Below are 20359 nucleotides of genomic sequence, written 5' to 3' on the forward strand. Positions count from 1 at the left end.
GTGGTCCTCGTGCTGCTCCCCGGGCCAGTGCGGTGCCTCCGGCTCCGGGTCGCGCGGACCGAACAGCCCGGTCAGGGCGAGCTGGGTGAGCATCGCGGCGATCGGCCAGGCCAGCAGCGCGCCCTTGGCCTGCAGCCGCAGCGGGCCGCTGAAGGACACCCCGGGGCCGACCTGCCTGGCGTGCGCGGCCACGTCCGGGGTCGGGCCCAGCCACATGCCCGTCACCCAGCCCAGCACCGCGCCGAGCAGGCCGCCCACGACCAGCGCCACGACCAGCGGAATCCCGCCGCGCCGGCGGAAGAGGAAGACCGCGGCGGTGGTGAGCACACCGAAGCCGAGGGACAGCAGGACGAAGGTGCCGTCCGCGCCGATCGCCTCTTCGCCCTCGGTGTTCTTGAGGTAGACGTTGCGGGTGTCCGCGATCAGCGGGATGTGCGGGGCGAGCCAGTTCCACAGCAGGCCGAGCAGCACCCCGGTCACCGCGACCACCAGCGCGATCAGTGCGCCCTCGCGCAGTTCACGGGCCAGCTCGGGGCCGCCGAGGCCGCCGTGGTCGGCGACGGGCGCGGCCTCGGGGTGCTGCGGCTCGTCGGGCGGTTGGTTGTCGGGGGGCGTCAGCGGTGCGGTCACCCCGTCATCGTGCCAGGTGGGGCCGGTGGGACCGGAAGCAGGACGGCCGTTCGGTGTGGTGGGCCCCGTCATCGGGCCGCCGCCCGGCGGTACGCCCAGGTGGCGACGGCCAGCGAGAGCACCCCGACGGCCGCGCAGACGCCCAGGTCGGCACAGACCGCGACCCAGTCGGGATGCGGGTCGAAGCTGCGTGCCATCGCCTCCACACCGTAGGTCGAGGGCAGCAGATCGCGGGCCCAGCCGATCACCGCGGGCATCCGTTCGGCCGGCAGCACGCCCAGCAGCAGCGCCGCCGACATGCCCAACTGGCCGCAGAGCGTGGCGAGTTCGGGACGGGGGGCGAGCAGGCCGAGGGCCGCGCCGAGACCGGCCAGCGCTGCCCCGGCGAGCGGGAGCACGGCGGCCAGCACCCACAGGTGGGCCATCGGCAGCTGGAAGAGCACACAGCCGGTGACCGCGGTGACCACCGTCCCCGGCACGGTGAAGGAGGCGTACGCGGCGGCGGCGCCGAGCACCACGGCGGCCGGCGGCACCGGCAGCGTCGCGTAGTGGTCGAGCCCGCCGCCGGCCCGCAGCTGTCCGAAGTACTGGGCGAGGAGGTTGAGCGCCACGAAGGCGACGACCAGCACGCTGGAGCCGGACACCACGGACCGGGCCGGATCGCCGCCGTCGACCACCCCGCGCAGCAGGACCATGATCCCGATGGACTGGAAGGTGGCGACGAACAGCAGCGGGATCCGTGCGACCCGGGCCCGGGAGAGCTGGGCGCGGTAGACGGCCGCCAGCGCGGGCACCAGGCGGGCGCGCGGTGCCAGCGGCGCGGCGGCCTCCTCGGGCCGTGCCCCGGCTTCCGGGACCGCCCCGGCCGCCGCCTGCACGGGAACCACACTCACGCCGTCACCACGCCTTCCTCGCTGCCCCCACGGCAGTCCATACGTCCGCCGCACCGGTCCCCGTTCATGTCCGTCACGCCTTGACCAGTCCCTCCGCCCGGCCGCCCAGGGCGAGGTACACATCTTCCAGGCTGGGCGTGGCCAGCGTGAAATCGTCCAGGGCCGCGAAGGCGGGGCCCGCGGTGACCGCGGCGACGGCGGACCGGGCCCGGTCCGCGGGCAGGCGCAGGGTCCAGCGGCGTCCGGAGGTGTGCGCGGCGGCTTCGAGGGCAGCGACCTCGGGCACCTCCAGCGGCGGGCGGTCGCGCCACACCAGCTCCAGCCGGACCTCCTCGCTCACCATTTCCTTGAGCCCGCCGGGCGTGTCGCAGGCGATGACCCGGCCGCGGTCGATCACCGCGACCCGGTCGAGCACGCTCTCGGCCTCCAGCACGTTGTGGGTCACCAGCACCACCGTGGCGCCGCGCTCGGCCCGGCGCCGGTCCACCGCGGCCCACACGGCGCGCCGGGCGACCGGGTCCATGCCGGTGGTCGGCTCGTCCAGGACCAGCAGCGGCCGCTCGCCGATCAGCGCGGTGGCCAGACAGGCCAGCCGCCGCTGTCCGCCGGAGAGCTTCTTCAGCGCCCGTCCGGTGAGGCCGTCGAGGCCCAGCTCGCCGATCACCGCGTCCCGCTCGGCGCGCGCCTCACGGGCGCCGAGGCCGCGCAGCCGGCCGGTGGTCTCCACGGCCAGCGCGACGGTCATCTCGTCCAGGGCGGTGGACTCCTGCCCCAGGTAGCCCAGCAGCCGGGCGGCCCGCTCCGGGTGGCGCACCAGGTCGTGGCCCAGTACGGAGATGCTGCCGGAGTCCGGGCGCAGCAGTCCGGTCAGCTGGCGGACCAGGGTGGACTTGCCGGCTCCGTTGGGGCCGAGCAGTCCGAAGATCTCGCCGCGGTGCACGTCCAGGGTGATGCCGTCGTTGGCGCGTACGGCGGACGCCCGTACCGCCCCGCGGCGCCCGCGCATCGCGGGGTACGTCTTGACCAGGTCCCGCACGGCGCACACCGGCACCCCGCGCTCCACCTGTTTTGCGCCCGTCCTCACGAGCTATGAGGGTACGCGTCCCCGGCCCGCCGCCGGGCCGCGGGGCTCGGCGAGGGGGGCCGGGGCGGGGGTGCCGGGGCCGGTCAGTCCCCGGCCGGGGCGTGTTCGGCGGCGGTCCGCAGATCGACTTCGCGCCAGAATCCGGCCCGGATCGCATAGCGGTCGTGCTCGTCGATCTGGTCGTCCTTGTGGGCCAGCAGCCCGAACCGGGCGGCGTAGCGGAGCAGTTCACCGTCGATGCGGTGCGGGATGCGCGGGTACTCCGTGGACAGCTGCTGGAGGTGGGTGGTGTCGGAGAGCCGGTCGGTCCAGCGGCGGGCGAAGACCTGGCCGACCTCGAAGGGGTCGCCGCTGACGGCGGTGATGTCCTCCTCGCGGTCGGCCCAGCGCTGCTCGGCGCTGGTGAGCTGGGCGAGGGTGGGCAGGGCCGCGGTCTCGGAGGGTTCGCCGACCGGGCCGCCGCGCTCGACCCAGCCCTTGTCGGACGACCAGCGCAGGGTGGCACCGGTCGTGGGTGCCTGCGGGGCGGAGCCGCCCGGGCCGGCGGTGCCCTGGCCCGCGGTGCCCTGGCCCGCGGCGTGGGCGCGGCCGAGTCCGGCCAGGTCCTTGGGGGTGGGGACGCCCCGGGAGCCCGCGGCGCCGGGGTCGTCCGCGGCGGCCGGGGGGCTCGCGGTACCGGCCGGCGGCCGGGAGACGCCGTTGGCGCCGTTGCGCTCGTGGGCGTGCTCGGCGGCTTCCGGGCCGGAGGCGGCGGCTGCCGCGGCGGCCGCGACCGCGGACTCGGGCAAGGGGGCGGAGAGGATCGCGGCGATCTCGGGGCGCGGCACGGGCGGCGGGGCGCAGGGGCCGCCGAGTTCCTTGGCGCGGACCGCGCGGGTGATCCAGGTCCGGTCCAGCACCCGTCGTTCGTCGGCCTCGGCGACCAGGTCCTCGGACTGGTTGTAGTCGCCGTCGGCGGCCTGGACGGCCCACAGGTGGACCGCGACGCCGTGCTCCTTGGCGGACATCAAGCCGGGCAGGAGGTCGCCGTCGCCGGTGACCAGGACGATGTCGGAGCAGGCGCGGTTACGGGCGAGTTCGGTCAGCTCGGCGTGCATGGCGGCGTCCACGCCCTTCTGCGCCCAGCGGCCGTCACTGCGGGTCAGGGCGCCGAGCCGGACGGTGACCCGGGGCATCACCCGCAGCCGGCGGTGTTCGGGCTGCGGGACGCGGTCGGGGGCGCCGTCGAACCAGTAGATCCGCAGCAGCGGGCGTTCGGTGTCCGCCTCGGCTCGCTGCCGCAGCCCCTGGATGAGGGCGGCGTGATCCACCGTGATCCGGGAACGGGCGGGCTCTCCGGCGAGCAGGCTCGCCGCGGCGCCGAGCAAATACCCGGCGTCCACCAGGACGACACAGCGATCCACGATCCACCCTCTTCCCTGAGGTGCTGATGTCCGGTCGCCCCCCGGCTCGGCCCGTGGCACGAGTTTTTCTTCGGTTGTCCTTCGAGTCTGCCCGACCCCGCGGGCGTTAACTGCCCGAACTCGATCTTCGGCGTGGCGGATTCGGCAAGAATCTTGAGTACAGCGTGTGATCAACCCTTCAACACAGGGTAATTGCCCGAAATGCAGCGCTCTGTCCGGCGTGTAAGTCTGGTTCCGGCCCCGATCCCGGATTCCCCCTCAGGAGGCACGGTCATGGCCAAGGACAGGAAGCAGGACCGAAGTCAGCAGCAGAAGACGGCCTCCGCGGCCGAGCGCGGCCAGCAGGAAGCCCAGAAGTCGAGCCTGGAGGCACAGTCCCAGTCGCGGTCGCAGGCGCAGGGCAGCCCGGCAGATGTTGCACGTAAGCACCAGCGGCGCTTCGGTCACAACTGATCTCAACTGATCCACGCCGCACAGTGGTTGAGGGGCGCGTCCACTTCGGGCGCGCCCCTCGGGTCAGGGCCTGTCGGTCAGGGCCTGTCACCCAGGCTCTGTCGTCAAGGGCCCGGCTGTCGCGCGGCGTCCGCAGGCCCACGGCCGGCGGTCAGCCCGCCAGGCAGGACGGGCCGAGCAGCACCTTGAGGTCACCGAACAGCGACGGGTCGGGCGTGACCCGGTGCCGGTCGAGCCGGAGCACGGTCGTCTTGCGTGCGCCCTGGAGCTTGATCCGCACCTCCGTGGAGCCGCGGTGGCTGCTGAGCACCTCGCCCAGCTTCTCGACCATCGGCGGGGTGACCTTGACCGTCGGAATGGTGATCGTCACGGGGGCATTGGTGCCGGCCTCGGAGAGGTCGGGGACCATCATCTCCATGGCCACCAGCCGCGGGATGTCCTCCCGCTTGTCGAGGCGGCCCTTGACGAAGACCACGGTGTCCTCGACGAGTTGGGTGGAGACCAGCTGGTAGGTCGCCGGGAAGAACATGCAGTCGATGGAGCCTGCCAGGTCCTCGACGGTGGCGATCGCCCAGGCGTTGCCCTGCTTGGTCATCTTGCGCTGCAGGCCGGAGATGATGCCGCCGATGGTGACGATCGAACCATCGGAGTAGTCGCCGCCGGTCAGCTGGGCGATGGCGGCGTCCGCCTTGTCGGACAGCACGTGTTCCAGGCCGAAGAGCGGGTGGTCGGAGACGTAGAGGCCCAGCATCTCGCGCTCCTGGGCGAGGAGATAGGTCTTGTCCCACTCGATGTCCGAGAACTCCACGTCCAGACCGAAGCCGGGGCCCTCGTCCGCGCTGTCGTCGCCCATGCCGCCGAAGAGGTCGAACTGTCCCTCGGCCTCCTTGCGCTTGACCTGGACGACGTTGTCGATCATCGGTTCGTAGTGCGCCGTCAGGCCCTTGCGGGTGTGGCCCATCTCGTCGAAGGCGCCGGCCTTGATCAGCGATTCGGTGGTGCGCTTGTTGCAGACGACCGCGTCGACCTTGTCGAGGTAGTCGGGGAAGGAGAGGTACTTTCCCTTCGCCTTGCGGCAGCGGATGATCGAGTCGACGACGTTCTGGCCGACGTTACGGACCGCGGTGAGACCGAAGAGGATCACATCGTCACCCTGGGCGGCGAAGTTGGCCTCGGACTCGTTGACGTTCGGCGGCAGCACCTTGATGCCCATGCGGCGGCATTCGTTCAGATAGACCGCCGACTTGTCCTTGTCGTCGCGCACGGAGGTCAGCAGCGCGGACATGTACTCGGCCGGGTAGTTGGCCTTGAGGTAGGCGGTCCAGTAGGTGACCAGGCCGTACGCGGAGGAGTGCGCCTTGTTGAAGGCGTAGCCGGCGAAGGGGACCAGGACGTCCCACAGGGCCTGGATGGCCTGGTCGGAGAAGCCGTTCTTGCGGGCGCCCTCCTGGAAGAGGACGAAGTTCTTCGCCAGCTCCTCGGGCTTCTTCTTGCCCATCACGCGGCGGAGGATGTCGGCCTCGCCGAGGGAGTACCCGGCGATGATCTGGGCGGCCTTCTGCACCTGCTCCTGGTAGACGATCAGGCCGTAGGTCAGGCCCAGGACCTCCTTGAGGGGCTCCTCCAGCTCCGGGTGGATCGGGGTGATCTCCTGGAGGCCGTTCTTGCGCAGCGCGTAGTTGGTGTGCGAGTCCATGCCCATCGGGCCGGGACGGTAGAGCGCCGAAACGGCGGAAATGTCCTCGAAGTTGTCGGGCTTCATCAGCCGCAGCAGCGAACGCATCGGGCCGCCGTCGAACTGGAAGACGCCGAGGGTGTCACCGCGGCAGAGCATTTCGTAGGTCTTGGGGTCGTCCAGCGGGATGGAGAGCATCTCCAGGTCGACGCCCTTGTTCTTCTTCACCATCTTGACGGCGTCGTCCATGATGGTGAGGTTGCGCAGGCCCAGGAAGTCCATCTTGAGCAGGCCCAGCGACTCGCACTGGGGGTAGTCCCACTGCGTGATGGTGACGTTGTCGGTGTGCCGCACCCAGACCGGGGCGTGGTCGACGATGGGCTCGCTGGACATGATCACGCCGGCCGCGTGCACACCCATCTGCCGGACCAGGCCCTCGACGCCCTTGGCGGTGTCGATGACCTTCTTGACGTCCGGTTCGTTCTCGTACATCCCCCGGATCTCGCCCGCCTCGCTGTAGCGGGGGTGCTGGGGGTCGGTGATGCCGCTGAGGTCGATGCCCTTGCCGAGGACGTCCGCGGGCATGGCCTTGGTGAGGCGGTCGCCCATGGCGTACGGATAGCCCAGGACGCGCGCGGAGTCCTTGATGGCGTTTTTGGCCTTGATCTTGCCGTAGGTGCCGATCATGGCGACCTTGTCGGCACCGTACTTTTCCGTGACATACCGGATGACTTCGACGCGCCTGCGCTCGTCGAAGTCGATGTCGACATCGGGCATGGAGACACGCTCGGGGTTGAGGAACCGCTCGAAGATCAGCCCGTGCGTGATCGGGTCGAGGTCGGTGATGCCCATGGCGTACGCGACGATCGAGCCGGCCGCGGAGCCACGGCCGGGGCCGACGGCGATGCCGTTGTTCTTGGCCCACATGATGAAGTCGGCGACGACGAGGAAGTAGCCGGGGAACCCCATCTGGATGATGATGTCCATCTCGTACTCGGCCTGCTTCTGCCGGTCCTCGGGGATCCCGTCCGGGAAGCGGCGCTGCATGCCGGCCCGGACCTCCTCCTGGAACCAGGTGACCTCCGTGTAGCCCTCCGGGATGTCGAACTTCGGCATCAGGTCGCGCTTCTCGAACATCCCGGTGGTGTCGATCTGCTCGGCCACCAGGAAGGTGTTGGCGCAGCCCTCCTGCCAGGCGTCCGAGGAGTCGATGGCGTACATCTCGTCGGTGGACTTGAGGTAGTAGCCGGTGCCGTCGAAGCGGAAGCGGTCGGGGTCGGAGAGGTTCTTGCCGGTCTGGATGCACAGCAGGGCATCGTGCGCCGTGGACTCGTGGGCGTAGGTGTAGTGCGAGTCGTTGGTGACCAGCGGGGGGATGCCGAGCTTCTTGCCGATCTCCAGCAGGCCGTCGCGGACCCGGCGCTCGATCTCGATGCCGTGGTCCATCAGCTCCAGGAAATACCGGTCCTTGCCGAAGATGTCCTGGTACTCGGAGGCGGACTTCAGCGCCTCGTCGAACTGGCCGAGCCGCAGCCGGGTCTGCAGCTCACCGGAGGGGCAGCCGGTGGAGGCGATCAGGCCCTCGGACCACTGGGCGATGGTCTCCTTGTCCATCCGCGGCCACTTCTGCAGCCAGCCCTCGGCGTAGGCGTCCGAGGACAGCCGGAAGAGGTTGTGCAGACCGGTCTTGTTCGCCGCCCAGATCGTCTTGTGGGTGTAACCACCGGAACCGGAGACGTCGTCGCGCTTCTGATGCGGCTGGCCCCACTGGACCTTGCGCTTGAGCCGCCGCGACTCCGGCGCCACATACGCCTCGATGCCGATGATCGGCGTCACCCCGGCCTTCTGCGCCGAGTGGAAGAAGTCGTACGCGCCGTGGAGGTTGCCGTGGTCGGACATGGCGATATGCGTCATGTCCATCTCGTTGCACGCCTTGAACATGTCCGACAGCCGCGCCGCACCGTCCAGCAGTGAGTACTGGGTGTGGACATGCAGGTGCGTGAAGGGGGGCCTGGACGGGGCTGCCACGGCGGGGGACCTCCAAAAGTACGAAACGGCGCGAAGCGCCTCGGCGCTGGACGGCGGTCGGACGGCCGGTGCACGGTCGGCGACGGATGGGTGAGACGGTCTCGAAGTCTACGACTCCCCACTGACAATCGGCGGGCACCGACGAGTAGCCTCGCGCGTTGTCAGTGGCAGATCCGCGACGGGTTCCGCCACGGCTCTCCGTACCCCTTCCGCACCTCAGGAGGCACCCAGCGATGCCGTCCCAGCACGCCCCGGCGCAGGACGCCGAGCAGCGCGGCGAGGAAATCCTCGCCGTCTTCGACACCGCCTTCGGGGAGCTGCTCGCCGCCGACCCCGCAGCCTTCCGTGTGAAATTCCGGAAGATGGCCGCCTCCGCCTTCGCCTTCTACCGGGGCACGGCCTGCCTGTTCTACCGGGACCTGGAGGCCGCGCAGGACGACGGGGGCAAGGACGGCGGCCCGTATCTGGACGAGCAGACCGGCCGGGTGTGGATCCACGGCGATTTGCACGCCGAGAACTTCGGCACGTACATGGACGCCACCGGCCGGCTGATCTTCAACGTCAACGACTTCGACGAGGCGTACGTCGGGCCGTTCACCTGGGACCTCAAGCGGTTCGCCGCCTCGGTCGCGCTGATCGGCTACGCCAAGGCGCTCAGCGACAAGCAGATCACCGACCTGGTGCGCACCTACGCCGCCGCCTACCGGGAGCGCATCCACGCGCTGGCCTCGGGGACGAAGAGCTCGGACCGGGACGAGCTGCCGCCCTTCACCCTGGACACGGCCGACGGGCCGCTGCTGGGCGCGCTGCGCATGGCCCGCTCGCTGACCCGGTTCGGGCTGCTGGACTCCATGACGGAGATCCGCGACTTCGAGCGCCGTTTCTCGGCGGGCGGCGGCAGCGTCGAACTGGACGCGGCGACCCGCTACAAGGTCCTCGCCGCCTTCGACGGCTATCTGGAGACGCTTCCGGAGTCCAGCCTCGACCGCCCGGACTCCTACCGCGTCAAGGACGTGGTGGGACGCCGCGGCATCGGCATCGGCTCGGCAGGCCTGCCGTCGTACAACATCCTGCTCGAGGGCAACAGCGACGCCCTGGAGAACGACGTCGTGATCTACATGAAGCAGGCGCAGACGCCGGCCGTCTCCCGGCACATCACCGACCCCGCGGTGCGCGGCTACTTCCAGCACGAGGGCCACCGCACGGTGATCTCGCAGCGCGCCCTGCAGGACCACGCCGACCCGTGGCTGGGCTGGACCGAACTGGACGGCGCGGGCCAGCTGGTCGCCGAGATCTCGCCGTACGCCGTCGACCTGGACTGGTCGGACATCGACGACCCGGAGGAGATCGCTGCCGTCGTCGCCGACCTGGGCCGGGCCACCGCGACCATGCACGCCGCCGCGGACGACGAGAGCGGCCACTCGCTGGTGCCGTTCTCGACGGAGCGGGCCATCGACGCGGCCATCGCCGCCGACGAGGACGGCTTCGCGGCGCTGCTGGTGGACTTCGCGCACTCCTACGGCGCCCGCGCCCGCCGGGACCACCAGATCTTCGTGGATCTCTTCCGCAACGGGCGGATCCCGGGGCTGTAGGACGGGATCCCGGTCCGCAGGACGGGTACCGGTCCCGTAGGACGGATCCCGGTCCGTAGGACGGTCAGGACGAGAGGGCCGTCGCATGCCGTACGCACCGTATGCACCGGTGCGTACGGCTTCGGGCCCCCTTAGCCGCCGCTTACCCCGGCCCATGGCACACTCGGCTGCAATGGACATCTCGGCGGCACACCTGCGGGCACTGCGCGCAGCGCTTTTCACGGCGCTGTGCGTGACGCTCTCCGCGGGTTCGCACGTCCTGCTGTCCCGTATGCCGCTGCCGCTGAGCCTCGTCGCCGCGCTCAGCGCCACCGTGTTCGCCCTCGCCTATGCGCTGGCCGGCCGGGAGCGCGGCTTCTGGCGGATCGCGTCGCTGCTGGTCCCCCTGGAACTGGCCGCCGATCTGGCCTTCAGCCTGGGGCAGCACACCTGTTACGGAGAGGCCGGCGGCCCGGTCGCCGGCCCGCTGCGCTCACTGGGCGTGGATCTGCTGTGCGGTGGCGACCCCGTCGGCGCACCGCTGACGCCGCTGTCCCCACAGGACACCGCGCCCGTGGTCACCTGGCTCGTCCTGCTCGCGGCGCATGTGGGCACCGGGCTGCTGGCGGCGGGCTGGCTGCGCCGCGGCGAGCGAGCGCTGCACCAGCTGCTAGGCGCGGTGGCGGGCTTCGCCTTCCGCCCGCTGCTGATCGCCGTCGCGGTCATCGTCACCGGTGCCGCACCGCGCCGCCCGGTGCCCGCCCCCGTACGGCCCGGGCGCCCCGCCCGCGCCGTCCCCCTGCTCGTGCACTGCGTCGTGCGCCGTGGACCGCCCTGCGCACTGGCCGCGTAGTCCCTCGGCCGCGCGGCCCGCGTACGCCCGCACCGCGTGCGTACGCCGCCGACCGCACGTATCTCCCGTCTCACGGATCTTCACAGAGCAGGAACAGTCATGAGCAACCGCAACAACCAGGCCAACAAGCAGGCAGCCCGCGAGCGGCTGCGCGCCGAGCGTGAGCGGCAGGCGAAGAAGGACAAGATCCGCCGGCAGCTGATCGTCGGCGGTGCGATCGTCGGCGTCCTGGCGATCGCCGGCGGTATCGGGGTGGCGGTCTCCTCCATGGATGGCGGCAGCAGCTCCGGCGCCGGGGACAGCACCGACTGGGCGAAGGCCGCGAAGGCCCCGCTGACCAAGCCCCAGAACACCAGCGGCAAGAACGGCACCACGGTCGTCGTCGGCAAGAAGGACGCCAAGAACACCCTGAACCTCTTCGAGGACCCGCGCTGCCCCGGCTGCGCGGCCTTCGAGCAGAACGTGGGCGCCACCGTCGAGAAGGACATCAAGGACGGCAAGTACAAGGCGTCCTACCACCTGGGCACGTTCCTCGACGCCAACCTCAGGGGCACCGGCTCCAAGAACGCGCTGAGCGCACTGGGCGCCGCGCTCGACGTCAGCCCGGACGCCTTCCTGAAGTACAAGTACGCGCTGTACTCGAAGGAGTTCCACCCGGACGAGACCGGCCCGGACAAGTTCGCCGACGACAGCTACCTGATCAAGGTCGCCGACACCGTCCCGGCGCTCAAGGGCAACGCGGCCTTCCAGAAGGCCGTCAAGTCGGGCACGTACGACCGGTGGGCGATGGAGATGTCCGACGCCTTCAGCGCGGTCAAGGACGTCACCAGCACCCCGACGATCAAGCTCAACGACACGGTGCTGGGCACGGACAGCCCGCAGGGCAAGGTGGCGCCGTCCAGCGTGGCCGCCTTCAACTCCATGGTGGACAAGGCACTGAAGAAGTGACGCGGGCGGCCCGGCCGGTGGCCGGGCCGCGTCCCGTACCTCTCGGCCGGCGTGCTCCGTGCGCGCCGGCCGATGCCAAATCTTGACCCGGGCTCGTGCCGTGCACATGGCAGACTCCCGTCATGCAGGCGACGGGAATACGCCCCGGGGCCCGGCCGGCGGCCGCGCCGGGAGTTCAGCTCAGGGCGCTGCGGGCGGCACTGTTCACCGCGCTGTGCACCGCCCTGTCCACGGCCTCCCATGTGCTGCTCTCGCACCACCCGTTGCCGCCCGCTCCGGTCCTCGCGATCTGCGCCGGGGTCTTCGCCGCGGCCTATGCGCTGACCGGCCGGGAGCGCGGATTCGGCGCCGTCGCCGCGCTGCTGGTGCCGCTCGAACTGGCCGCCGACACCGTCTTCACCACCGGCCAGCACACCTGCTACGGGCCGGCCGGCGGCCCGGTCACCGGCCCGCTGCGCTCGGTCGGCGTCGAACTCCTGTGCCGGGGCGGCGAATGGGGCACACCGCTGGCCCGCGCGGCCGCCCATCCGGGCGCGCCGCTGCCGCCGGCCGTCCCGGCGGCGGCCCCCTGGCTGCTGCTCGCCGCCCATGTCGCGGTCGGCCTGCTCGCCGCGGCCTGGCTGCACCGCGGGGACGCCGCCCTGGACGCCCTGCTGCGCGCCGCCGCGGCCGGTGCCTTCCGCCCGCTGCGCACCGCGGTCGCGGTGCGCACCATCGCCCCCGCCCCGCCCCGCCGGCGGATCCGGCCGCTGCACCCGCTGCCGCCGGCCCGCCCGCTCCCCCTCCTGGTGCACTGCGTACGGCGCCGCGGCCCGCCCCGTCCGGCCGGCGCCTGACCAGCACACAGCAACCGGCACGATCTCGAGGGGACCACACCACCCATGAGCAACCGCAACAACCTGGCCAACAAGACGGCGGCCCGCGAACGCATCCGGGCCGAGCGGGAACGCCAGAAGAAGAAGGAGAAGCTGCGCCGCCAACTGACCGCGGCGGGCGCGGTGATCGGCGTCCTGGCGGTGGCCGGCGGCATCGGCTACGCCGTGATGAAGGCCAACGAGCCCAAGGGCTGGGAGGCCGCCAAGGAGGCCAAGCTCGTCACGCCGGCGCACACCCAGGGCAAGAACGGCACCGAGATCCTGATAGGCGACAAGAACGCCAAGCAGACCCTGGAGGTCTTCGAGGACGTCCGCTGCCCGGCGTGTGCCGCCTTCGAGCAGAGCAGCGGCAAGGCCCTGGCCAAGGACATCGAGGACGGCCGGTACCGGGTCCGCTTCACGATGTACACCTTCATCGACGGTGCCGGCGGCGGTGAGGGCTCGAAGAACGCGCTGAGCGCGCTCGGCGCGGCGCTGAACGTCAGCCCGGAGGCCTTCTTGCAGTACAAGTCGGCGCTGTACTCGGCCAAGTACCACCCCGACGAACGCGAGGACCTGTACGCCAAGGACTCCGAACTGCTCAAGGTCGCCGGTGAGGTGCCGGCGCTGAAGAACGACAAGGCGTTCGCCACGGCGGTCAAGAAGGGCACCTACGACCGCTGGGCGATGGAGATGACCGCGCTGTTCGGCCGCAAGGGCATCAAGGGCACGCCCAACTTCATGCACGGCGACAAGAAACTGGTCATGCCGCAGGTCCCGCAGCAGCAGATGACGCAGGCGCAGTACAACCAGCTGGCGCAGGCCAACTTCAAGAAGATGATCGACAAGGAGTTCGGGCCGGCGAAGAAGCCGGCCGGAGGGGGCGGGGGCAAGGGCGGCAGCACGGACGAAGGTGGCACGAACGGCATCCGCGAGGGCGAAAAGGATCCCTCGGGCTCCCACTGAGTGCCTTTCGGACAACGGGCGGGCGAATTCCCGGAGTTATCGGTATTCGCCCTCCCGGGTTCGTTTACCGGCCAGTAAGGTGATCGGCCGTGACCGATCATGACCAGATCTCGCGCCGCACTGCCGTCACGGCCGTAGCCGCCACCGCCGCCCTTCTGCCGTTCGCCGGCGCCGCCACCGCGCACGCCCAAGAGGCCGCGGACCAGGGCTCGTTCTTCCAGCACGGCGTCGCCTCGGGGGACCCGCTCCCGGACGGCGTTTTGCTGTGGACCCGGGTCACGCCGACCGCGTCGGCGACCCCCGGTTCCGGCCGCGGACCGGCCACCAAGGTGAGCTGGCAGGTGGCGAGCGACAAGAACTTCACGTCCGTTGTCGCCCGGGGGAACCTGACCACCTCTGCCGCCAGTGACCACACCGTCAAGGCGGACGTCCGCGGCCTGCACCCGGCCACCCACTACTACTACCGCTTCACCGTCGACGGCCGGCACTCCCCCGTCGGCCGGACCCGTACCGCGCCCGCCCCCGACACCGCGGCCGGCAACATCCGCTTCGGTGTGGTCTCCTGCGCCAACTGGGAGTCCGGCTACTTCTCCCCCTACCGGCACCTGGCCGCCCGCACCGAGCTGGACGCGGTGCTCCACGTCGGCGACTACCTCTACGAGTACAAGTCCGGCGAGTACCCGGAGTTCAAGTACGTCGTCCGCCCGCACACCCCCGCCCACGAGCTGCTGACGCTCGCCGACTACCGCATCCGGCACGGCGTCCACAAGACCGACCCGGACGCGATGGCCATGCACGCCACGCACCCGGTCATCGCCATGTGGGACGACCACGAGTTCGCCGACAACGCCTGGAAGGGCGGCGCGGTGAACCACACCCCGGAGACCGAGGGCCCCTGGTCCGCGCGGATGGCCGCCGCGAAGCAGGCCTACTTCGAGTGGATGCCGGTGCGCCCCTCGATCGCCGGCACCACCTACCGCAGGCTGCGCTTCGGCACCCTCGCCGATCTGCACCTGCTGGACCTGCGGTCGTTCCGCGACGCCCAGGTCAAGCCGGGCAGCGGTGCGGTCGACGACCCGAGCCGTACGATCACCGGGCGGGCGCAGCTGGACTGGCTCAAGTCCGGACTGGAGCGCTCGGACACCGCCTGGCGGCTGGTCGGCACCTCGGTGATGATCTCGCAGGTCGCCTTCGGCGCCGTTCCCGCGAAGCTGCTGGGCCCGCTCGCCGAGATCCTGGGGATACCCAAGGAGGGCCTGGCGGTCAACACCGACCAGTGGGACGGCTACACCGACGACCGGCGCGAGCTGCTGAGCCACCTCAGCGACCGCGGCATCGGCAACACGGTGTTCCTGACCGGCGACATCCACATGGCCTGGGCCAACGAGGTGCCGCTCCAGGCGGCGACCTACCCCGCCGACCGCGCGGTGGCGACGGAGTTCGTGGTCACCTCCGTCACCTCCGACAACGTGGACGACTTCCTGCACGTCGCCCCGCACACGGTCTCGCTGGCCGGGGTCGCCGCCATCAAGGCCGCCAACCGCCATGTGAAGTGGCTGGACATGGACTCGCACGGCTACGGGGTCCTGGACATCGACGCCGAGCGGACGCAGATGGACTACTTCGGCATCTCCGACAAGACCGATCCGAACGCCACCAGCACCCTGCTGCGCTCGTACCTGACCCGGTCCGGCAGCCAGCAGGTGGAGCGCGCGGAGCAGCCGCTCGTCTAGGGCGCTTCTGCCCGGCCCGCCGGCTCACAGCTCGGCGAGGAAGCCCAGCGCCACCTTCCAGGCGCTCTCGGCGGCCTCCGCGTCGTAGTCGGGCAGATCGGGATCGGTGAAGAGATGGCCGGCGCCGGCGTAGCGGAAGACCTCCACGTCCGCGCCGGCCCGGCGCATCTGCAGGTACCAGGCGTTCAGCCAGTCGTGCGGCTCGTACGGGTCCGGGTCGGCGACATGCAGCTGCACCGGCAGGTCGTCGGCGACGGTGCCGTCCGCGATGTCCGAGGTGCCGTGCAGCAGAAGGAGCCCGCGGGTCCGCTCGTCGCCGAGCGCGAGGTTCTGCGCGACCGAGCCGCCGAAGGAGAAGCCGGCGTAGACCAGTCCGCGGTCGGAGTAGGGCGCGACGGCCGTGATGGCACGCTTGAGCAGTTCCTCCTTGCCGATCTCGTCCTTGATGAGAATGCCGTCCGGGACGGAGTCGGCGGTCCGGCCGTCGAACAGATCGGGGACGATCACCTCGTGCCCCGCGGCGCGCAGCCGGTCCGCCGCGGCGTGCACCGCGGGACGCAGCCCGCACACCGAATGGAACAGCACAATCGTCGAAAGTCCGCTGGTCGGGGACTCGGAGGCGGCCGGCACTGACATCACTTCCCTGGGGTTGGATCGATCTCGCCCCATCCTGCCAGTTACGGTCACGGGGACCGGGTACCAGCACACCACAACCCCTCGCACCCCACGGAGGAGGCGTCTCGTGTCCTTGGAGGACGTCCTGCGTCCGGTCGTCGTCATCGGCGGCGCGGTCCTGCTCGCGCTCATTCTGGTCTGGCTCGCCGACCGGGCACTGCGCCGGATCGATGCCGGCCACCCGGAGACCCCCTTGTGGGGCCTGCTGCGCCGCTGCCGGATACCGCTGCAAGTGGTGCTCTGCGCGGCGCTGTTGCGCGGCTCGTTCGACCATACGGGCCTGGAGTCCGTCGAAAAGCACGCGGCGGGCATCGGGCAGGCGCTGACCCTGGTCCTGATCGCGGCGACCGCCTGGCTGGTCGTCCGGGCCGCGGCGGCCATCGTCGAGTCCTCGTACTCGCGCTATGCGGCGGGCGCCCGGGACGCGGCGCGGGTACGGCGGGTACGGACCCAGGTGACGCTGATCCAGCGGGTGGTGACGGCCGTGGTGATCGTCGTCGCGGCCGCCTCGATGCTGCTGACGTTCCCGGCGATGCGGGCGGTCGGTACCTCCATGCTGGCGTCGGCCGGTCTGCTGGGCATCGTCGCCGGTATCGCCGCCCAGTCCACCCTCGGCAACCTCTTCGCGGGGCTGCAGATCGCGTTCGGCGACATGGTGCGGATCGGGGACACCGTCGTCGTGGACGGCGAGTGGGGCACGGTCGAGGAGATCACGCTGACCTTTCTGACCGTGCGGACCTGGGACGAGCGCCGGATCACGATGCCGGTGTCGTACTTCACCGGCAAGCCGTTCGAGAACTGGTCGCGCGGCGGTGCGCAGATGACCGGCACGGTCTTCTTCCACCTCGACCACAGCGCGCCGGTGGAGAAGATGCGCCAGCGGCTGCTGGAAGTCCTCCAGGAGTGCCCGGAGTGGGACGGCAGGTCCTGGAGTCTGGTGGTCACCGACACCACACCGTCCACGATCGTGGTGCGTGCGCTGGTGACCGCCCGGGACTCGGACACCCTGTGGACGGTGCGCTGCGAGGTCCGCGAGCGGCTGCTGGAGTGGCTGCGGGCCGAACACGCCTACGCACTGCCGCGGATCACCACGGCACCGGCGCCGCAGGACACTCCCTAGAGGAGACGCCCCCTACGGCGCGCCCCGCAGGCTGCGCATGTCCAGATGGCGCAGCACCCGGTCGACGATCTCCGGGTCCGCACCCGGTTCGCTGCGCGCCGCCAGTACCTCGTGCCGGGCGGCCGACAGCATCTCGCCCTGGATGCGGTGCACCTTCTTCAGCCGGGTGATGCGCTTGTCGAAGAGCTCGCGCCGCTCGTCGTCGACGATGTCCGGCGCGATCCGGGCACCGATGTCGTGCGCGCGGCGGGCCAGTTGCTCGCTGACCTCGTCGGGCAGCTCCTCGACCTCCAGGATCTCCTTCAGCCGCCGCTTGGACGCCTTGATCACCCGGATCGCCAGCTCCCGCTCCAACGCGTCGACGGCATCGGTGTCGGCCCGTACCCGCAGCCGGCGCACCAGCCAGGGCAGGGTGAGGCCCTGGACGAGGAGCGTGCTGAGCACCACCGCGAAGGCGATGAAGAGGATGTCGTCGCGGACCGGGAAGTCAGCGCCGCCGTCGACGCTGTACGGAATGGCCAGCGCCAGCGCCACCGAGGCCACCCCGCGCATCCCCGCCCACCACATGATGAGCGTCTCCCGCCAGCTCATCGGGATCTCCTCGTCGTAGTCGCGGCGCTTGTGCATCCGCTTGGCCAGCCAGGCGGCGGGCAGCAGCCACAGCAGGCGGACGCCGACGACCACGCCGACGACGGCGGCGCCGGCACCGAGCAGCTGGCCCCAGCGGTGGGAGGCCGCCCCGAAGATGTTGTGCAGCTCCAGGCCGATCAGCCCGAAGGCGACACCGGTGACGAGGGTGTCGACGACCTCCCAGAAGGTGTAGCCGGCGAGCCGCCCCATCACATCGTCCGGGTCGACCGCGTACTCGGCCAGGAACAGCGCGCAGGTCAGCACCGCCAGCACCCCGGAACCGCGGAAGTTCTCGGCCAGGACGTACGCGACGAACGGCACCAGCAGTGTCAGACCGATCTGCAGGGTCGGGTCACCGAGCATCCCCATCAGCTTGTTGGTGACCCAGCCCAGCCCCAGGCCGACCGCTATGGCGACCACCGCGGAGAGCACCAGCGAGCCGACCGCGGCGGGCACCGAGAAGGTTCCGGTGACCGCCGCGGTGAGCGCGACGTGGTACAGCACGATGGCGGTGACATCGTTGAACAGCCCCTCGCCCTCCAGGATCGACACCAGCCGGCGGGGCAGCCCGAGCTTGCCCGCGACGGCCGTCGCGGCCACCGGGTCGGGCGGGGCGACCAGCGCGCCGAGCACCACCGCGGCGGCCACCGGCATCCCGGGCACCACCGCCTGAGCCACGGCGGCGACCGCGGCGGTGGTGGCGAAGACCAGTGCCACGGCGAGCAGGAAGATCGGCCGGAGGTTGGCGGTGAACTGGCGCCAGGAGGTGCGCTGCACGGCCGCGTAGAGCAGCGGCGGCAGCACCACCGGCAGGATGAACTCCGGCGGCACCTCGACGTTGGGTACGAACGGCAGCAGTGCCAGCACGGCGCCGACGAGGGTCATCAGCACCGGCGACGGGAGCCCCAGCCGGTCGCCGACCGGAACCATGACCACGGCTCCGAGCAGCAGGACGAACATCAGAGCCAGCTGGTCCACGGTGGCTACGCTCCGGGGTCGGATGCGGTCATCTTCCGACCCCAGCGTGCCATGACACGGGCACGTGCCCGCCGTGCCGGGGCCCGCCCGGTGTCCTGCGCGTCAGCTGCTCTCGTCCCTGACGGTGTCCAGGGCGCGCTGCAGGTCCTCCGGGTAGGCGCTCTCGAACTCGACCCAGCGGCCGTCACAGGGGTGCTCGAAGCCCAGCCGCATGGCGTGCAGCCACTGCCGGGTGACGCCGAGACGCTTGGCGAGGGTGGGGTCGGCGCCGTAGGTCAGGTCGCCGACGCAGGGGTGGCGGTGCGCGGACATGTGCACCCGGATCTGGTGGGTGCGGCCGGTCTCCAGCTTGATGTCGAGCAGGCTGGCCGCGCGGAACGCCTCGATCAGGTCGTAGTGCGTGACGGACGCCTTGCCCTCGGCGGTCACCGCCCACTTGTAGTCGTGCTGCGGGTGCCGGCCGATGGGGGCGTCGATGGTGCCGCTCATCGGGTCCGGGTGGCCCTGGACCAGGGCGTGGTAGCGCTTGTCGACGGTGCGCTCACGGAACTGCTGCTTGAGCAGGGTGTAGGCGCGCTCGGACTTGGCGACCACCATCAGGCCGGAGGTGCCGACGTCGAGGCGGTGCACGATGCCCTGGCGCTCGGCGGCGCCGGAGGTGGAGATGCGGTAGCCGGCCGCGGCCAGACCGCCGATGACGGTGGTGCCCGTCCAGCCGGGGCTGGGGTGCGCGGCCACGCCGACGGGCTTGACGATCACCACGATGTCGTCGTCGTCGTGCACGATCTCCATGCCCTCGACGGGCTCGGCGATGATCTCCACGGGCGCCGCGGCCTGCGGCATCTCCACTTCCAGCCAGGCGCCGCCGGTCACCCGCTCGGACTTCATCACCTCGGAGCCGTCGACCCGGACCTTGCCGGCGGCGGCGAGTTCGGCCGCCTTCGTACGGGAGAAGCCGAACATCCGGGCCAGCGCGGCGTCGACGCGCTCGCCCTCCAGGCCGTCCGGTACGGGCAGGGTGCGGATCTCGGGAATGGTGCTCACCCCACGAGTATGGCAGTCCCGTCACGGTGCCCTGCCCGGGGCCGGGGCCCGGCGCCACAGCCCCGTTACCGGCGCCGCCAACGGCTCCTGCCCCGGCCGGTCCCGGCCCCGGGGTGTCAGTCCTTGTGCACGGTCCCGTCGGGGTCCAGCCCCCGGAAGGACAGGATCACGATCAGGATGCCGCCGCAGACGATCCCGGAGTCGGCGAGGTTGAAGACCGCGAAGTGCGCCGGGGCGATGAAGTCGACCACCGCGCCCTCGAAGACCCCCGGCGAGCGGAACAGCCGGTCGGTGAGGTTGCCGAAGGCGCCGCCGAGCAGCAGCCCGAGCGCGATCGCCCAGGGCAGGCTGTAGAGCTTGCGGGCGATCCGGGCGATCACCACGATCACGGCCACCGCGATGAGGGTGAGGAAGATCGTCAGCGCCTCGCCCATGCTGAACGCGGCGCCGCGGTTACGGATCACGGTGAACTGCAGCAGCGTCCCGATGACCTGGATGGGCTCATGGTGCTCCAGTTTCGCGACCACCAGGAGCTTGCTGCCCAGGTCGAGCAGGTAGACGAAGAGCGCGACCAGCAGCAGCGCGGTGATCCTCCGCTTGCGCTGTCCGGTGCCCTGCTCCGGCTTCACCGTCTTGCCCCCCTCGGATTCCTCGGCGGAATCCGCTCCGGCACCCGGCTCGGGTTCCGGCGTACCGGTGATGCGTTCGGCCTTAGCCACGTGTGAGTCCCTCAGCCCGTCGTGTCCACGGCCGGGCCATGCCCGGCTGAACCACGAGAGTACGGCACACACGTACGGGCGCGGGCGGACCGGGTGCCGTCG

The 20359-nt window shown here is 71.0% G+C and carries 16 protein-coding genes and 1 pseudogene; 8 read left to right on the forward strand and 9 right to left on the reverse strand.

Features of this window, described 5'->3' with window-relative positions; all coding sequences use genetic code 11:
* Positions 1–36: 36 nt before the first annotated feature.
* From ABZ851_RS20460 to ABZ851_RS20475, 4 genes and pseudogenes are all read right to left on the reverse strand, one after another.
* Positions 37–630, reverse strand: a pseudogene (locus ABZ851_RS20460) (ABC transporter permease); the annotation flags it as partial.
* Positions 631–698: 68 nt separating this feature from the next.
* A complete protein-coding gene (locus tag ABZ851_RS20465) occupies positions 699–1508 on the reverse strand; it encodes an ABC transporter permease (RefSeq protein WP_256331811.1) in 810 nt (269 codons plus the stop codon).
* Between the two features lie 88 nt (positions 1509–1596).
* Positions 1597–2529 carry an ABC transporter ATP-binding protein gene (locus ABZ851_RS20470; RefSeq protein ID WP_311623409.1) on the reverse strand — a complete coding sequence of 311 codons (933 nt, stop codon included), beginning with the start codon at positions 2527–2529 and terminating at the stop codon, positions 1597–1599.
* A gap of 161 nt (positions 2530–2690) precedes the next feature.
* Positions 2691–4010 (reverse strand): NYN domain-containing protein, encoded by a 1320-nt coding sequence (locus ABZ851_RS20475; protein WP_361129371.1) that lies wholly within the window; start codon positions 4008–4010, stop codon positions 2691–2693.
* 273 nt (positions 4011–4283) lie between these two features.
* Between ABZ851_RS20475 and ABZ851_RS20480 the strand changes: the two genes are divergently transcribed.
* The gene (locus ABZ851_RS20480; RefSeq protein WP_336052527.1) at positions 4284–4463 is read left to right on the forward strand and encodes a hypothetical protein; all 180 of its coding nucleotides are present in this window, start codon (positions 4284–4286) and stop codon (positions 4461–4463) included.
* A gap of 151 nt (positions 4464–4614) precedes the next feature.
* On the opposite strand, the gene dnaE is transcribed toward ABZ851_RS20480, so the two are convergent.
* Complete coding sequence (dnaE, locus tag ABZ851_RS20485; protein ID WP_361129374.1) at positions 4615–8166, reverse strand: DNA polymerase III subunit alpha; 3552 nt, start codon at positions 8164–8166, stop codon at positions 4615–4617.
* 233 nt (positions 8167–8399) lie between these two features.
* Here dnaE and ABZ851_RS20490 point away from each other — a divergent pair, with 233 nt between their 5' ends.
* The 6 genes from ABZ851_RS20490 to ABZ851_RS20515 all read left to right on the forward strand — a co-directional run bounded on the left by ABZ851_RS20490 (position 8400) and on the right by ABZ851_RS20515 (position 15091).
* A complete protein-coding gene (locus ABZ851_RS20490) occupies positions 8400–9758 on the forward strand; it encodes a DUF2252 domain-containing protein (RefSeq protein ID WP_336052523.1) in 1359 nt (452 codons plus the stop codon).
* A gap of 172 nt (positions 9759–9930) precedes the next feature.
* Positions 9931–10590 (forward strand): hypothetical protein, encoded by a 660-nt coding sequence (locus ABZ851_RS20495; RefSeq protein WP_361129377.1) that lies wholly within the window; start codon positions 9931–9933, stop codon positions 10588–10590.
* A 99-nt stretch (positions 10591–10689) separates the two neighbouring features.
* The gene (locus ABZ851_RS20500) at positions 10690–11538 is read left to right on the forward strand and encodes a thioredoxin domain-containing protein (RefSeq protein ID WP_336052519.1); all 849 of its coding nucleotides are present in this window, start codon (positions 10690–10692) and stop codon (positions 11536–11538) included.
* A gap of 122 nt (positions 11539–11660) precedes the next feature.
* Positions 11661–12374 (forward strand): hypothetical protein, encoded by a 714-nt coding sequence (locus tag ABZ851_RS20505; RefSeq protein WP_361129382.1) that lies wholly within the window; start codon positions 11661–11663, stop codon positions 12372–12374.
* 45 nt (positions 12375–12419) lie between these two features.
* A complete protein-coding gene (locus ABZ851_RS20510; RefSeq protein ID WP_361129385.1) occupies positions 12420–13358 on the forward strand; it encodes a thioredoxin domain-containing protein in 939 nt (312 codons plus the stop codon).
* A gap of 89 nt (positions 13359–13447) precedes the next feature.
* Positions 13448–15091, forward strand: a complete 1644-nt coding sequence (locus ABZ851_RS20515; RefSeq protein WP_361129388.1) for an alkaline phosphatase D family protein — start codon at positions 13448–13450, stop codon at positions 15089–15091.
* Between the two features lie 24 nt (positions 15092–15115).
* On the opposite strand, the gene ABZ851_RS20520 is transcribed toward ABZ851_RS20515, so the two are convergent.
* On the reverse strand, positions 15116–15727 hold the full coding sequence (locus tag ABZ851_RS20520) for a dienelactone hydrolase family protein (protein ID WP_176956549.1): 612 nt from the start codon (positions 15725–15727) through the stop codon (positions 15116–15118).
* Between the two features lie 112 nt (positions 15728–15839).
* On the opposite strand from ABZ851_RS20520, the gene ABZ851_RS20525 reads away from it, so the two are divergent.
* Positions 15840–16886 carry a mechanosensitive ion channel domain-containing protein gene (locus tag ABZ851_RS20525; protein WP_361129569.1) on the forward strand — a complete coding sequence of 349 codons (1047 nt, stop codon included), beginning with the start codon at positions 15840–15842 and terminating at the stop codon, positions 16884–16886.
* A 12-nt stretch (positions 16887–16898) separates the two neighbouring features.
* On the opposite strand, the gene ABZ851_RS20530 is transcribed toward ABZ851_RS20525, so the two are convergent.
* The 3 genes from ABZ851_RS20530 to lspA all read right to left on the reverse strand — a co-directional run bounded on the left by ABZ851_RS20530 (position 16899) and on the right by lspA (position 20257).
* Positions 16899–18494 (reverse strand): Na+/H+ antiporter, encoded by a 1596-nt coding sequence (locus ABZ851_RS20530; RefSeq protein ID WP_361129393.1) that lies wholly within the window; start codon positions 18492–18494, stop codon positions 16899–16901.
* A gap of 102 nt (positions 18495–18596) precedes the next feature.
* A complete protein-coding gene (locus ABZ851_RS20535) occupies positions 18597–19538 on the reverse strand; it encodes an RluA family pseudouridine synthase (RefSeq protein WP_361129396.1) in 942 nt (313 codons plus the stop codon).
* 116 nt (positions 19539–19654) lie between these two features.
* The gene (gene lspA, locus ABZ851_RS20540; protein ID WP_361129399.1) at positions 19655–20257 is read right to left on the reverse strand and encodes a signal peptidase II; all 603 of its coding nucleotides are present in this window, start codon (positions 20255–20257) and stop codon (positions 19655–19657) included.
* Positions 20258–20359: the final 102 nt, after the last annotated feature.

Origin of the sequence: Streptomyces sp. NPDC047049 (assembly GCF_040643995.1) — a bacterium.
In the GTDB taxonomy this organism is placed as follows: domain Bacteria; phylum Actinomycetota; class Actinomycetes; order Streptomycetales; family Streptomycetaceae; genus Streptomyces; species Streptomyces mooreae.

Bases quoted from the DNA above. Each gene is read 5' to 3' on its own strand.
- ABZ851_RS20470 (WP_311623409.1), bottom strand. From the start codon at position 2,529: ATGCGCGGGCGCCGCGGGGCGGTACGGGCGTCCGCCGTACGCGCCAAC.
- ABZ851_RS20480 (WP_336052527.1), top strand. From the start codon at position 4,284: ATGGCCAAGGACAGGAAGCAGGACCGAAGTCAGCAGCAGAAGACGGCC.
- ABZ851_RS20490 (WP_336052523.1), top strand. From the start codon at position 8,400: ATGCCGTCCCAGCACGCCCCGGCGCAGGACGCCGAGCAGCGCGGCGAG.
- ABZ851_RS20495 (WP_361129377.1), top strand. From the start codon at position 9,931: ATGGACATCTCGGCGGCACACCTGCGGGCACTGCGCGCAGCGCTTTTC.
- ABZ851_RS20500 (WP_336052519.1), top strand. From the start codon at position 10,690: ATGAGCAACCGCAACAACCAGGCCAACAAGCAGGCAGCCCGCGAGCGG.
- ABZ851_RS20505 (WP_361129382.1), top strand. From the start codon at position 11,661: ATGCAGGCGACGGGAATACGCCCCGGGGCCCGGCCGGCGGCCGCGCCG.
- ABZ851_RS20510 (WP_361129385.1), top strand. From the start codon at position 12,420: ATGAGCAACCGCAACAACCTGGCCAACAAGACGGCGGCCCGCGAACGC.
- ABZ851_RS20520 (WP_176956549.1), bottom strand. From the start codon at position 15,727: ATGTCAGTGCCGGCCGCCTCCGAGTCCCCGACCAGCGGACTTTCGACG.